Below are 12,199 nucleotides of genomic sequence, written 5' to 3'. Positions count from 1 at the left end.
GGGGCGGCCCGCGTCAGAGTGCGGGCCGCTTCCGTCGGGTCACGCGGCCGGTGCCGCGCCCTCCTGCTCCGCTTCCACCCGTGCGTTCCAGTCCCGCTTGGAGGCCTGCCAGCCGTCCTCGTTGTGGCCGAGGCGCCAGTAACCGGAGATCGAGAGGTCCTCGCGCGGGATCTGGAGCTCGACGCGCAGCAGTTTGCGCAGTTCCTTCACGCAGGCGGCCTCGCCGTGCACGAAGGCGTGCAGCCGGCCCTCGGGGAACTCCAGCGTCCGTACGGCCTCGACGAGCAACTCGCCGACCGGGCGGTCGCCGCGGTGCAGCCAGACGACCTCCACGTCGGAGTCGACCTTCTGCTCCTCCTCGGGGCCCGACACCTCGACGAAGGCGTGGGCGACGCTGCCGGCGGGCAGCGATTCCAGGGCGGCCGCGATGGCCGGCAGAGCGCTCTCGTCACCGGCCAGCAGATGCCAGTCGGCGTCGGTGTCGGGGGCGTAGGCGCCGCCGGGGCCCATGAAGCGGACGGTCTCGCCCGGCTGGACTCGCGCGGCCCACGGCCCGGCCAGGCCCTCGTCGCCGTGGACCACGAAGTCCAGGGTCAGTTCGCGCAGTTCGGCGTCCCAGTTGCGCACGGTGTACGTGCGGGTGACGGGCCACTGCTCACGGGGGAACTCGGCCCTGATGCGCTCCAGGTCGAAGGGCTCGGGGTAGGTCACGCCCTCGGGGCCGAAGAGCAGTTTGACGTAGTGGTCGGTGCAGGTGCCGGCGGTGAACTCGGCCAGGCCCTCGCCGCCGAGGACGACACGCTGCATATGGGGGGTGAGCCGTTCGGTGCGGACGACCTGCGCGGAATGAGGCTTCCGCGGCTTCCGTGCCGGACGTTCTGCCATGACGGCCTCCCATGTGGGTATGGTTAGGTTTACCTAAGTTAGCATCTCTCCCCCCGGTGATGCCCGCCCGTTCGAGAGGTCTGCCGATCTCTCATCCGGATCTCATGCCGAGGATGACCCCCGGGTTCCACGATTGTCAGTCCCCGACACGGGATCAATGGTTACGCGGGTGGCGCGCCCAGCGTCGTCAGCAGCCGCTGGAGCGATCCGCCGAGCCCCCAGCGACCCGCCAGTGCCTCCAGTGTCGCTCCGTCCCGCGGCGCGTGCGGCAGGGCGGTGTCCACGTCCGGCAGCGGCACATCGCCGGCGACCTGGACCACCTTCGGCGCGACGGCGAGGTACGGCCGCGCCTCGTCCAGGCGCAGCCGCTGCGACGGCGTCAGTTTCGCCTTCGGGTCGTCGACCGCCGCCACGATCCCGGCCAGGTCGCCGAACTCGGCCAGCAGCTTGGCCGCGGTCTTCTCGCCGATGCCCGGCACGCCCGGCAGGCCGTCGCTCGGGTCGCCGCGCAGCAGCGCCAGATCCGCGTAGCCGCTCCCGTCGACGCCGTACTTCCCGCGCAGCCACGCCTCGTCGGTGAGCTGGAGCGTGCCGACGCCCTTCAGCGGGTACAGCACGCGGACCCCGCGCGCGTCGTCCACCAGCTGGTAGAGGTCGCGGTCGCCGGTGACGATGTCCACCGGGCCCTTCGCCCGCCCGGTGAACGTGCCGATCACGTCGTCCGCCTCGTAGCCCGCGACGCCCACCCGCGCGATGCCGAGCGCGTCCAGGACCGCCTCGATGATCGGCACCTGCGGCGCGAGCGTGTCGGGCACCTCCTCCTCGTCCGGCCCCGCCTCGCGCTCCTCGGCGACGCGGTGCGCCTTGTAGGAGGGGATGAGGTCGACGCGCCACTGAGGGCGCCAGTCGGCGTCCATGCACGCGACCAGCTCGTCCGGGCGGTGGTCCTTCACCAGCCGGTCGATGAAGTCCAGCAGCCCGCGCACGGCGTTGACCGGAGTGCCGTCCGGTGCCTTCACGGAGTCCGGGACGCCGAAGTAGGCGCGGAAGTAGAGCGAGGCGGTGTCGAGGAGCATCAGTCGTCCGGTCACGCCTCGCATCATGCCGCACGACGGCCCCGGCCTCCGGCGTGAATTCACTCCCGTGGCAGGAGTGAACCTCTGGCGGGACCCGCTGTGAACTGAACCACTCGTCCGTTTGCCCCCATCGGACCTGGGCAGGGGCGGCCTCGGAGTGATACCCGGTTGCGTTTTCAACTGTTTGCTGTCGCCGAGTGCTCCGATTCCTGTTCCCGACGAGAGGTACGCGTGTCCTCCAGGCTTGAGGCCGAACACCTGCACAAGGTGTTCGGCAGACGACCGCAGCAGGCAGTCGAGCGGCTCCGGGAGGGAGCCGACCGGGAGGAGCTGCGCGCCGACGGCACCACGGCCGCCGTCATCGACGCCTCCTTCACGGTGGAACCGGGCGAGATCTTCGTCGTGATGGGCCTGTCCGGCTCGGGCAAGTCCACCCTGCTGCGGATGCTCAACGGCCTGCTGGAGCCGACCGCCGGGCGCGTCCTCTTCGACGGCCAGGACCTCACCGCCCTCGCCGACCGCGACCTGCGCGAGGTCCGCGCGAACAAGATCAGCATGGTCTTCCAGCACTTCGCGCTCTTCCCGCACCGCAGCGTCCTCGACAACGCCGCCTACGGCCTCGCCGTCCAGGGGGTCCCCCGCCGCGAACGCGAGGAGCGCGCCGCCGAGGCGCTGCGCCTGTGCGGTCTGGCCGGCTGGGAGAAGTCCTGGCCGGACGAGCTGTCCGGCGGCATGCAGCAGCGCGTCGGCCTGGCCCGCGCCCTCGCCACCGACGCCGACCTGCTCCTGATGGACGAGTCCTTCAGCGCGCTGGACCCCCTGATCCGCCGCGACATGCAGGACCAGCTCCTCACGCTCCAGCAGACGCTGAAGAAGACCATCGTCTTCATCACCCACGACCTCAACGAGGCCATGCGCCTGGGTGACCGGATCGCCGTCATGCGCGACGGCCGCATCGTGCAGACCGGCACGGCACAGGACATCCTGCTCCGCCCCGCGAACGACTACGTCGCCTCCTTCATCCAGGACGTCGACCGCTCGCGCGTGCTGACCGCCTCCGCCGTCATGGACACCGTCGTGCGCGGCGACGAGGCCGACTGCGGCTGCGAGACCGCCACCCCCGACACCCCGTTCACCGCCCTGTGCGCGCTCAGCGCCCGCCTGACCCACCCGGTCGCCGTCCTCGACGGGAAACGGGAACTCGTCGGCGTCGTCCCCGGACAGCGCCTCGTCGGCTTCCTCGGCGACGAGCGGGGCGGGGCGACGGCCTGCGACAGTCCGCGCGACGGCGGGAAGAAGGTGACGGCCCGTGCCTAGGCTCCACCTCGGCGATCGGGTCGACTCCGGCGTCGACTGGCTCGTCACCCACATGTCCTGGCTCTTCGACGCGATCAAGACGGTCGTCGAGGGCATGTACGACGGTCTCGACGCCGTCCTCACCGCCCCCGAGCCGCTGCTCCTCGCGGGCATCCTCGCCGTGCTCGCCTGGTGGCTGCGCGGTCTCGTCGCGGGGGTCCTGGCCTTCGCCGGGTTCGCCCTGATCGACTCCCTCGCCCTGTGGGACGAGGCGATGTCGACGCTCTCCCTGGTGCTCGTGGCCACGGTGATCGCCCTGGTGGTCTCCCTCCCGCTGGGCATCTGGGCCGCCCGCTCCAAGGCCGTCGGCGCCACCCTGCGCCCGGTCCTGGACCTGCTCCAGACGATGCCGTCGATGGTCCTGCTGATCCCGGCCATCCTGTTCTTCGGCATGGGCGTCCCCGCGGGCGTCGTCGCCACCCTGATCTTCGCGCTCGCGCCGGGCGTCCGGATGACCGAACTCGGCATCCGCCAGGTCGACGCCGAACTCGTCGAGGCCGCCGAGGCGTTCGGCACGACGCCCCGTGACACCCTGCTGCGCGTGCAGCTTCCGCTCGCCCTGCCGACGATCATGGCGGGCGTCAACCAGGTCATCATGCTGGGCCTGTCGATGGTCGTCATCGCCGGCATGGTCGGCACCGGCGGCCTCGGCGGCGCCGTCAACGAGGCCATCGGCCAGCTCGACATCGGGCTCGGCTTCGAGGCGGGCCTCGCCATCGTGGTCCTCGCCATCTACCTGGACCGGATGACCGGCGCCCTCGGCACCCGGATCTCCCCGCTCGGCCGCCGCGCCGCCGCGAAGGCCCGCGGCACCGTGTGGACGTACCGTCCGCGCCCGGCCGTGGCCGTGGTCGGCGTGGTCGTGCTCGCCCTGGTCGCGGGCGGCACGAACGTCTTCGGCCCCTCCTCCGGTACCGCCGAGGCCTCCGCCTCGGACATCGGCAAGGGCAAGGAGGTCAAGATCGGCTACATCCCGTGGGACGAGGGCATCGCCTCCACCTACCTCTGGAAGGAACTCCTGGAGGAGCGCGGCTTCGACGTCACCACCACCCAGTACGCCGCCGGCCCCCTGTACACCGGCGTCGCCACCGGGCAGATCGACTTCCAGACCGACGCCTGGCTGCCCACCACGCACGACGAGTACTGGAAGAAGTACGGCGACGAGCTCGACGATCTCGGCTCCTGGTACGGCCCCACCTCCCTGGAGCTCGCCGTCCCCTCGTACGTGAAGGACGTCGGTTCCCTTGCGGACCTGAAGAGCCACGCCGCCGAGTTCGACGGCAAGATCACCGGCATCGAGCCCAGCGCCGGGATGATGGGCCTGCTCAAGGACAAGGTCCTCGGGGAGTACGGCCTCGACGGCGCCTACACCGTCGTCGACGGATCCACTCCCGCGATGCTCGCCGAACTCAAGCGCGCCTACGCCGCGAAGAAGCCGATCGTCGTCACGCTCTGGTCGCCGCACTGGGCGTACAGCGACTACGACCTGAAGAAGCTCGACGACCCCGAGGGCGCCTGGGGCAATGGAGACGGTGTGCACACCGTCGCCCGCAAGGGCTTCGCCGCCGACAACCCCGAGATCGGCAAGTGGCTGAAGGACTTCCGGATGACCGAGGCCCAGCTCACCGGTCTGGAGGCGCGGATCCAGAAGGCCGGCAAGGGCAAGGAGCAGCAAGCGGTCCGGAGCTGGCTGAAGGAGAATCCAGCTCTGGTCGAGAAGTGGGTACCGGTCGCCGATTCGGGGCAGTAAAGCCGGGCGGCCCGGTGACCTGACAGCACCGTGACCGCCTGACGAGGGGCGGGCACCGACGCAAGGCCTTCCGGGCCGTGTCGGAGCCCGCCCCTCGTGTCGTCCGCGTCCGTTCCCAGCCCGGCCCGCCCGCCGTTCACCGGCGTTCCCGGGCGCGTCGTCCGGCTCCCCGCCGCCTCCGCCACGGTAAGGATCCGGCCAAGTACGGAGAGCCATGCCCATGCCCGAGCCGAGGTCTTGCGGAAGCCGGGGACGAGCGGGAACATGCGTGGCCGTTCGCGCATTGAACCGGAGAACCGGGGTGCTGGTCCGTACCCGGGGCGTCCGGGGGCCGATCGGCTGGCGCGAACTGTGAGGTCCGCTGTTACGCCAGGTGTCCTCGATGTGACGGGCGCATGAAACGGTTTGCCGAACATGCGTAGGGTGCAGACAACTCCTCAGAGGGCGTGGAGGACGTCATGGCAGCGACGAGCTAAGGAGGGAGCCGAAGCGATGGGCGACCACAAAGAACAGCCCCTGCGGGTGGGCGCGGCCGTGCGGCGCCGGCGCCGGTCCCTGGAGCTCACCCTCGCCGTCGTGGCCGAGCGCAGCGGTCTGTCGGTCCCGTTCCTCAGCCAGATCGAGAACGAGCGCGCGCGGCCCAGCACCAGCTCCCTGGAGAAGGTCGCCGACGCCCTGCGCACCACGGCCGTCGAGCTCCTCGCCGCCGCCGACCCCGCGTGCAGCGTGGACGTCGTGCGCGCCGAGGTGAGCGAGCCCGGGCCGGAGCCGCGTTCCCGTTCCCTGGTCCGCGGCCACCACCAGATGCACGCCTCGGAGTTCACCGGCGACCACGAGGCCGGCCGTGAATTCCAGTACCGCAACGACCAGCTGATGTTCGTGGCCGACGGTGCCGTGGAGATCGAGGCGGAGGGCCGCGCCTACCGCCTGGGCCGCGGCGACACCCTGTACCTCACCGGCGGGGTCCGCCACCGCTGGCGGGCGACCGTGCCGGACACCCGGGTGGTCGTGGTCGCCGTGGCGGAGCACATCGAGGCGGTACGGGACCGGGGCCGGAAGCGGTAGTGCGGATCGTCTCGCTGGTGCCGTCGCTCACGGAGGCGGTCGCCACCTCTGTGCCCGGCGCCCTGGTCGGCGCCACCGACTGGTGCGATCACCCGGCGGACCTCGACGTCACCCGGATCGGCGGGACCAAGAACCCCCGGGGCGACGACATCGTCGCGCTCGCCCCCGACCTGGTGATCGCCAACGAGGAGGAGAACCGGGAACCGGACCTGGCCGCCCTGCGCGCGGCCGGTGTCGAGGTCCTGGTGACGAAGGTCCGGGACGTCCCGCAGGCCTTCGCCGAGCTGGCGCGGGTGCTCCGGGCGTGCGGGGCGCCCGCGCGGCCGCACTGGCTCGACGCGGCGGAGGAGGCGTGGGCGGCGCCGCCGGCGCCCGCCCGCCGCCGGACGGCCGTGGTACCGGTCTGGCGCCGCCCGTGGATGGTTCTGGGCCGCGACACCTTCGCCGGGGACGTGCTGGCCCGCCTCGGCGTCGACCAGCTGTACGCCGGGCACCCCGAACGCTATCCGCGGATCCCGGTCGGGGAACTGCTCGCCGCCACGCCGGACCTGGTGGTGCTGCCGGACGAGCCCTACCGCTTCACCGCCGACGACGGCCCGGAGGCCTTCCCCGGTCTGCCCTGCGCGCTGCTCAGCGGACGGCACCTGACGTGGTACGGCCCGTCGCTCGCCGAGGCGCCGCGGGTGCTGGGCGAGGCGCTGCGAGCAGCTCACCGCTGAGCAGCCCGCGGACGGTGTGCGCGGCTGCCACGCCCCAGGCGGTGAGGAGGACGGCGTACAGCGCGCAGGCGAGCACGTCGTAGGCGACCAGCCCGGTGTGCCGGGCCAGTGCCGCCGCCCCCGTCACACAGGTGCCGACCGGGAAGGTGAACGCCCACCAGGTCATCGCGAAGCCCATCCCGAGCCGGCGGGCCCGCACCACGTGCGCGGTGGCCAGGCACAGCCAGAGCAGCGCGAACCCCATGACGGGCACCCCGTACAGCACGGCGAGCACGGCGAGACCGCGGCTGTCCGGGCCGGGCAGGACCCCCGGAGCGACCTCCGCGAACTTCCCGACGGCGGTGGTGGACTGCCCTAGCGGGCCGAGGACGAGGAACAGGGTCGGGGTGAGGGACAGGGGCAGCGGCCCGCCGGTCAGCAGCCGCGCGAACACGAGCGGCAGCATGGCGAGCGTGGCGAGCAGGCTCAGTCCGAACAGCGTGAAGCACGCCAGGAGCAGCGTCTGCCGCGGCTGCCCGGCCGGCAGATACGGCACCAGCGCCGGCCCGAGCGCGGCGGACACCATGGGCGCGACCAGCGGCAGCAGCCACACGGGCGTGGCCTCGGACGCCCGCACCCGGTGACGGACGGCCATCAGATACGGGACGGCGACGGCGGCCGTCAGGGCGACGGCCGTCCCGACGCCGAACAGCACGGCGTCGAGCGCGACCGCGGCCCGGACCCCGATCAGGTCCCGGCCGACGGTGAGGGCGCCGCCGCCGACCGCGAGCAGCGCCATCGCGAGACAGCCGTAGAACGGCGCGGCCCCCGGATCCAGCAGATGGGCACGGGCCTGGTCGCGGTGATGGCGCCAGTGCAGGGCACGGGCGCCGAGCAGGGCCGTCAGCAGGACGACGGAAAGGGCCCAGCAGACGGTGAGGAGCGGCCGCAGCCCCGGCGGGTGGACGGGGAGCGCGGCTCCCCCCGTGGCGAGGATCGCGGTCCCCATGACCGTGGCGTACCAGTTCGGTCCGAGGTGACGGACGGCGCCGGCTCGCGCACGGGGGAGGGCGTACAGAGGCTGGGCGGCGGTGACCATGACTCCACGGTCGCCCGGCCGTCCGTCCGCGACCAGGGAGGATGCCTCTATGGGGGCATAAGCTGGGCTTATGGGGAGCGTCGAGGAACAGCCCGCGGACACCGCGCACGGATCGATCGCGCACCGCGTCCCGGACCTGGGCGCGCTGGAACTGCTGCTGGCGGTGGCACGGCTGGGCAGCCTGGGCGCGGCCGCGCGGGAGCTCGGCATCACCCAGCCGGCCGCGAGCAGCCGGATCCGTTCCATGGAACGCCAGCTGGGCGTGGCCCTGGTGGACCGGTCGCCGCGCGGCTCCCGGCTCACGGACGCCGGCGCGCTGGTGACGGACTGGGCGGGGCGGGTCGTCGAGGCGGCACGGGCGTTCGACGCGGGGGCGCAGGCGCTGCGGGTCCGCCGTGACTCACGGCTGCGGGTGGCGGCGAGCATGACGATCGCCGAGTACCTGCTGCCCGGCTGGCTGCTCGCGCTGCGTGCCGGGCGGCCGGACACCGCGGTGTCGCTGCTCGCCGGCAACTCGGCGGCCGTCGCCGAGCGGCTGCTCGCCGGGGAGGCGGACCTCGGCTTCGTGGAGGGCCTCACGGTGCCGCCCGGCCTCGACTCGGCCGTGATAGCCCACGACCGGCTGATCGTCGTCGTCGCTCCCGCCCACCCCTGGGCGCGCCGGCGGCGGCCCCTGCCCGCGGCGGAGCTGGCCTCGACGCCGCTCATCCTGCGCGAGAAGGGCTCGGGGACGCGGCAGGTGCTGGACACGGCGCTGGGCGGGCTGGCCCGGCCGTTGATCGAGCTGTCCTCGACGACGGCGGTCAAGGCGGCGGCGGTCAGCGGCGCGGGGCCCGCGGTGCTGAGCGAGCTGGCGGTCGGTGAGGAGCTGGGGCTGCGGCGGCTCGTGGAGGTGCCGGTGGACGGGGTCGCGCTGGCGCGGGACCTGCGGGCGGTGTGGCCGACCGGGCATCGGCCCGCGGGGCCGGCCCGGGAGCTGTTGTCACTGACGCGCGGGTAGGTTGCCGCCGCTGCCACCGCTGCCACCGCTGCCGCCCCGCCGTCCCTTCCCTCCCCGTCCCCCGGGGGCTGTGCCCCCGGACCCCCCTTCGGCCCGGAGCCCCCTTCGGCCCGGAGCCCCCTTCGGCCCGGAGCCCCCTTCGGCCCGGACCCCCCTCCGGCCCGGAGCCCCCTCCGGCCCGGAGCCCCCTCCGGCCCGGACCCCCCTCCGGCCCGGACCCCCTTCGGCCCGGACCCCCTTCGGCCCGGACCCCCTTCGGCCTGGACGGCCTCGTCCTCAAGCGCCGGACGGGCCGAGTCCGGCCGCCTCCACCAGGGCGCGCACGACCCGGACGTCCTCGTCCATCTCCGGGTGCCACTGGACGCCCAGTACCCAGGCGGCCGACGGCAGTTCCACCGCCTCCACGGTGCCGTCCGCCGCGTGCGCCGACGGGATCAGGCCGCTGCCGAGACGGTCCACGGCCTGGTGGTGGTAGGCCGGAACGGAGGTCTCCTCCTCGACGGCCGCCGCGTACCGCGTGCCGGGGACCGGTTTGACCGGGTGCGTGCCGAAGACGCCGACGACCTCGGCGTGCCCCTCGATGTGCTGGGTCAGGGTGCCGCCGAGCGCGACGTTCAGCAGTTGCATGCCCCGGCAGATGCCGAGCAGCGGGAGATCCGCCGCCAGCGCCGCCTCGATCAGGGCCAGCTCCCAGGTGTCCCGCTCCCGGGCCGGCGGACCGGTACGCGGGTCCCGCTCGGCGCCGTAGCGGACCGGTTCGACGTCGGGGCCGCCCGCGATCACCAGACCGTCGAGGCGTGCCACGGCCGCCGCCGCGTGCTCGGGAGCGTCCGGCGGGAGCATCACGGCCAGCCCGCCGGCCCGCTGCACCAGCCGCGGGTACCCGACGGGCAGCAGCACGGCGTCCAGCGCCCACACACCCCAGCGCGTCGCGGACTCCAGATAGGTGCTGACGCCGATCAGCGGCCGTGCGCCCTCTGCCATGTGTCCTCCCGCTCCCGCAATGGATCGCAGTCATACCATTTCGTGCAGCATGTCACGCGAGGAAGCCCCTGAGCAGGGCCGCCGTCCCCGCGCAGTGCTCCCGCATCATCTCCCGCGCCCCGTCCGCGTCCCCGTCCAGCACCGCCTCCACCAGCGCGAGGTGCTGGCGCTGCGAGTGCTCCAGGTTGCGGACGAGGAGCGGGATGCAGTCGAGCAGATCGTTCACCGTGGCCCGGACCGCCGCGTACCGCGCGGTCAGCGAGGGCGAGCCGCACAGCTCGGCCAGGGTGAGGTGGAGCATCGTGTCCCGTCGGCGGTAGTCGGCCAGCGGCGCGTCCGCCGTGCGGGCCAGCGCCTCGCGCAGGCGCTCCGCCTGTTCGCCCGTCAGCCCGTGGGTCGCGCACAGGCCCGCCGCACCCACCTCCAGCACCTCGCGGAAGCGCAGCACGTCCTCGACGTCCACCTCGGCGATCCGCCGCCGCAGCTCGACCTCGCCGCCGATGTCCGTGCGCGGGAGCACGAAGGTCCCGCCGTAGCGGCCCCGGCGGGACTCGACCAGCCCCTGCTCCTGGAGGACCTTCAGCACCTCGCGCAGCGTCACCCGGCTGATCCCGAGCCGCTCCGCCAGGTCCCGCTCGGCCGGCAGCCGTTCGCCCCCCGGCACCAGACCCAGCCGTACCACCTGGAGGATCTGCTCCAGCGCCTCCTCGAAGCCGTTCCCGGCCCGCACCGGACGCAGCACCGGCGTCAGCCGGTCGTCGTCCGGTCCGCCGTCAGCGTCCACCGGCATCCCGCCGCGCCCCCTTCCCAAGCAATGGTTCTCGGCAATACCTTATGGCTCCCGGCCCGCCCGAAGAAGACGAGGGAGCCGGGAAAGCCGAAGGAGGACCTTCCCGTGGCAGACCGCACACCCCCGCTCAGCGTCGAGGAGCTGCACGCCCACGTCGCGAGCGGTGAGATCGACACTGTCGTCCTGGCCTTCCCCGACATGCAGGGCCGTCTCCAGGGCAAGCGGTTCGCCGCCGGATTCTTCCTCGACGAGGTGCTCCAGCACGGCACCGAAGGCTGCAACTACCTCCTCGCCGTCGACACGGAGATGAACACCGTCGACGGGTACACCATGTCCTCCTGGGACCGCGGCTACGGCGACTTCGCCATGCGCCCCGACCTGACGACCCTGCGCCGCGTGCCGTGGAACGTCGGAACCGCCCTGCTCATCGCCGACCTGGCCTGGAACGACGGCTCGCCCGTGGTCGCCGCCCCGCGCCAGATCCTGCGCCGCCAGCTGGAGCGCCTCGCCGGGCACGGCTTCACCGCCCAGGTCGGCACCGAGCTGGAGTTCATCGTCTTCAAGGACAGCTACGAGGCCGCCTGGGACGCGAACTACCGCGGCCTCACCCCGGTCAACCAGTACAACGTCGACTACTCGGTGCTCGGCACCGGCCGGGTCGAGCCGCTGCTGCGCCGCATCCGCAACGAGATGGCCGGCGCCGGACTCACCGTCGAGTCCGCCAAGGGCGAGTGCAACCCCGGCCAGCACGAGATCGCCTTCCGCTACGACGAAGCCCTGGTCACCTGCGACCAGCACGCGATCTACAAGACCGGCGCCAAGGAGATCGCCGCCCAGGAGGGCGTCTCGCTGACCTTCATGGCCAAGTACAACGAGCGCGAGGGCAACTCCTGCCACATCCACCTCTCGCTCACCGACGCCGACGGCACCAACGTCATGGCCGGCGACGGGGAAGGGGGCATGTCCGACGTCATGCGGCACTTCCTCGCCGGACAGCTCGCCGCGCTGCGCGACTTCTCCCTCCTCTACGCCCCGAACATCAACTCCTACAAGCGGTTCCAGCCGGGCTCCTTCGCCCCGACCGCCGTCGCCTGGGGCTACGACAACCGCACCTGTTCCCTCCGCGTCGTCGGCCACGGCCGCTCGATGCGCTTCGAGAACCGGCTCCCCGGCGGTGACGTCAACCCGCACCTCGCGGTCGCCGGCCTGGTCGCGGCCGGTCTGTACGGCATCGAACAGAAACTGGAGCTGCCCGAGGCCTGCCCCGGCAACGCCTACGCGGCCGAGTACGCCCACGTTCCGACCACCCTGCGCGAGGCCGCCGAGCTCTGGGCGGACAGCCCGATCGCGCTGGCCGCGTTCGGCGAGGAGGTCGTCGCGCACTACCGCAACATGGCACGCGTCGAGCTGGCGGCCTTCGACGCGGCGGTCACCGACTGGGAGCTGCGCCGCTCCTTCGAACGTCTGTGACGCACCCGCCCGCGCACCCGCCCGCG

11 protein-coding genes are annotated in these 12,199 nt (G+C 72.9%); 6 read left to right on the top strand and 5 right to left on the bottom strand.

All coding sequences use genetic code 11. The features are described 5' to 3' along the window. Positions 1-39: 39 nt before the first annotated feature. Both AOQ37_RS24475 and AOQ37_RS24470 read right to left on the bottom strand, forming a co-directional pair. Complete coding sequence (locus tag AOQ37_RS24475) at positions 40-885, bottom strand: siderophore-interacting protein (RefSeq protein WP_062646884.1); 846 nt, start codon at positions 883-885, stop codon at positions 40-42. A 161-nt stretch (positions 886-1,046) separates the two neighbouring features. Continuing rightward, on the bottom strand, positions 1,047-1,985 hold the full coding sequence (locus tag AOQ37_RS24470) for a 5'-3' exonuclease (protein WP_234437001.1): 939 nt from the start codon (positions 1,983-1,985) through the stop codon (positions 1,047-1,049). Positions 1,986-2,192: 207 nt separating this feature from the next. Between AOQ37_RS24470 and AOQ37_RS24465 the strand changes: the two genes are divergently transcribed. The 4 genes from AOQ37_RS24465 to AOQ37_RS24450 all read left to right on the top strand — a co-directional run bounded on the left by AOQ37_RS24465 (position 2,193) and on the right by AOQ37_RS24450 (position 6,851). Next, positions 2,193-3,278, top strand: coding sequence for a quaternary amine ABC transporter ATP-binding protein (locus AOQ37_RS24465; protein ID WP_062646874.1), 1,086 nt, complete (start codon positions 2,193-2,195; stop codon positions 3,276-3,278). After that, complete coding sequence (locus AOQ37_RS24460; RefSeq protein WP_062646872.1) at positions 3,271-5,067, top strand: ABC transporter permease/substrate binding protein; 1,797 nt, start codon at positions 3,271-3,273, stop codon at positions 5,065-5,067. Before AOQ37_RS24465 ends, AOQ37_RS24460 begins: the two co-directional genes overlap by 8 nt. Positions 5,068-5,559: 492 nt before the next feature. Beyond that, complete coding sequence (locus tag AOQ37_RS24455; protein ID WP_062646870.1) at positions 5,560-6,132, top strand: helix-turn-helix domain-containing protein; 573 nt, start codon at positions 5,560-5,562, stop codon at positions 6,130-6,132. Then, entirely contained in the window at positions 6,132-6,851 is a 720-nt protein-coding gene (locus AOQ37_RS24450; protein ID WP_062646868.1) for a helical backbone metal receptor, read from the top strand. Before AOQ37_RS24455 ends, AOQ37_RS24450 begins: the two co-directional genes overlap by 1 nt. On the opposite strand, the gene AOQ37_RS24445 is transcribed toward AOQ37_RS24450, so the two are convergent. Continuing rightward, positions 6,763-7,929: a TDT family transporter gene (locus tag AOQ37_RS24445; RefSeq protein ID WP_062646866.1), complete on the bottom strand. Its 1,167-nt coding sequence runs from the start codon at positions 7,927-7,929 to the stop codon at positions 6,763-6,765. The genes AOQ37_RS24450 and AOQ37_RS24445 overlap by 89 nt on opposite strands. A gap of 70 nt (positions 7,930-7,999) precedes the next feature. Here AOQ37_RS24445 and AOQ37_RS24440 point away from each other — a divergent pair, with 70 nt between their 5' ends. Further along, positions 8,000-8,929 (top strand): LysR family transcriptional regulator, encoded by a 930-nt coding sequence (locus tag AOQ37_RS24440; protein ID WP_062646864.1) that lies wholly within the window; start codon positions 8,000-8,002, stop codon positions 8,927-8,929. A 276-nt stretch (positions 8,930-9,205) separates the two neighbouring features. On the opposite strand, the gene AOQ37_RS24435 is transcribed toward AOQ37_RS24440, so the two are convergent. Both AOQ37_RS24435 and AOQ37_RS24430 read right to left on the bottom strand, forming a co-directional pair. Continuing rightward, entirely contained in the window at positions 9,206-9,913 is a 708-nt protein-coding gene (locus AOQ37_RS24435) for a gamma-glutamyl-gamma-aminobutyrate hydrolase family protein (RefSeq protein WP_062646862.1), read from the bottom strand. A gap of 52 nt (positions 9,914-9,965) precedes the next feature. Beyond that, positions 9,966-10,703 carry a FadR/GntR family transcriptional regulator gene (locus AOQ37_RS24430; protein ID WP_062646860.1) on the bottom strand — a complete coding sequence of 246 codons (738 nt, stop codon included), beginning with the start codon at positions 10,701-10,703 and terminating at the stop codon, positions 9,966-9,968. Positions 10,704-10,808: 105 nt separating this feature from the next. Between AOQ37_RS24430 and AOQ37_RS24425 the strand changes: the two genes are divergently transcribed. Then, the gene (locus tag AOQ37_RS24425) at positions 10,809-12,173 is read left to right on the top strand and encodes a glutamine synthetase family protein (protein ID WP_062646858.1); all 1,365 of its coding nucleotides are present in this window, start codon (positions 10,809-10,811) and stop codon (positions 12,171-12,173) included. The last annotated feature ends 26 nt before the right edge of the window (positions 12,174-12,199 follow it).

It is taken from the genome of Streptomyces maremycinicus (genome assembly GCF_001184025.1).
GTDB classification, from domain to species: domain Bacteria; phylum Actinomycetota; class Actinomycetes; order Streptomycetales; family Streptomycetaceae; genus Streptomyces; species Streptomyces maremycinicus.
Note: the sequence above shows the minus strand (reverse complement) of the source record. Positions and strands in the feature narration are given on the sequence as shown.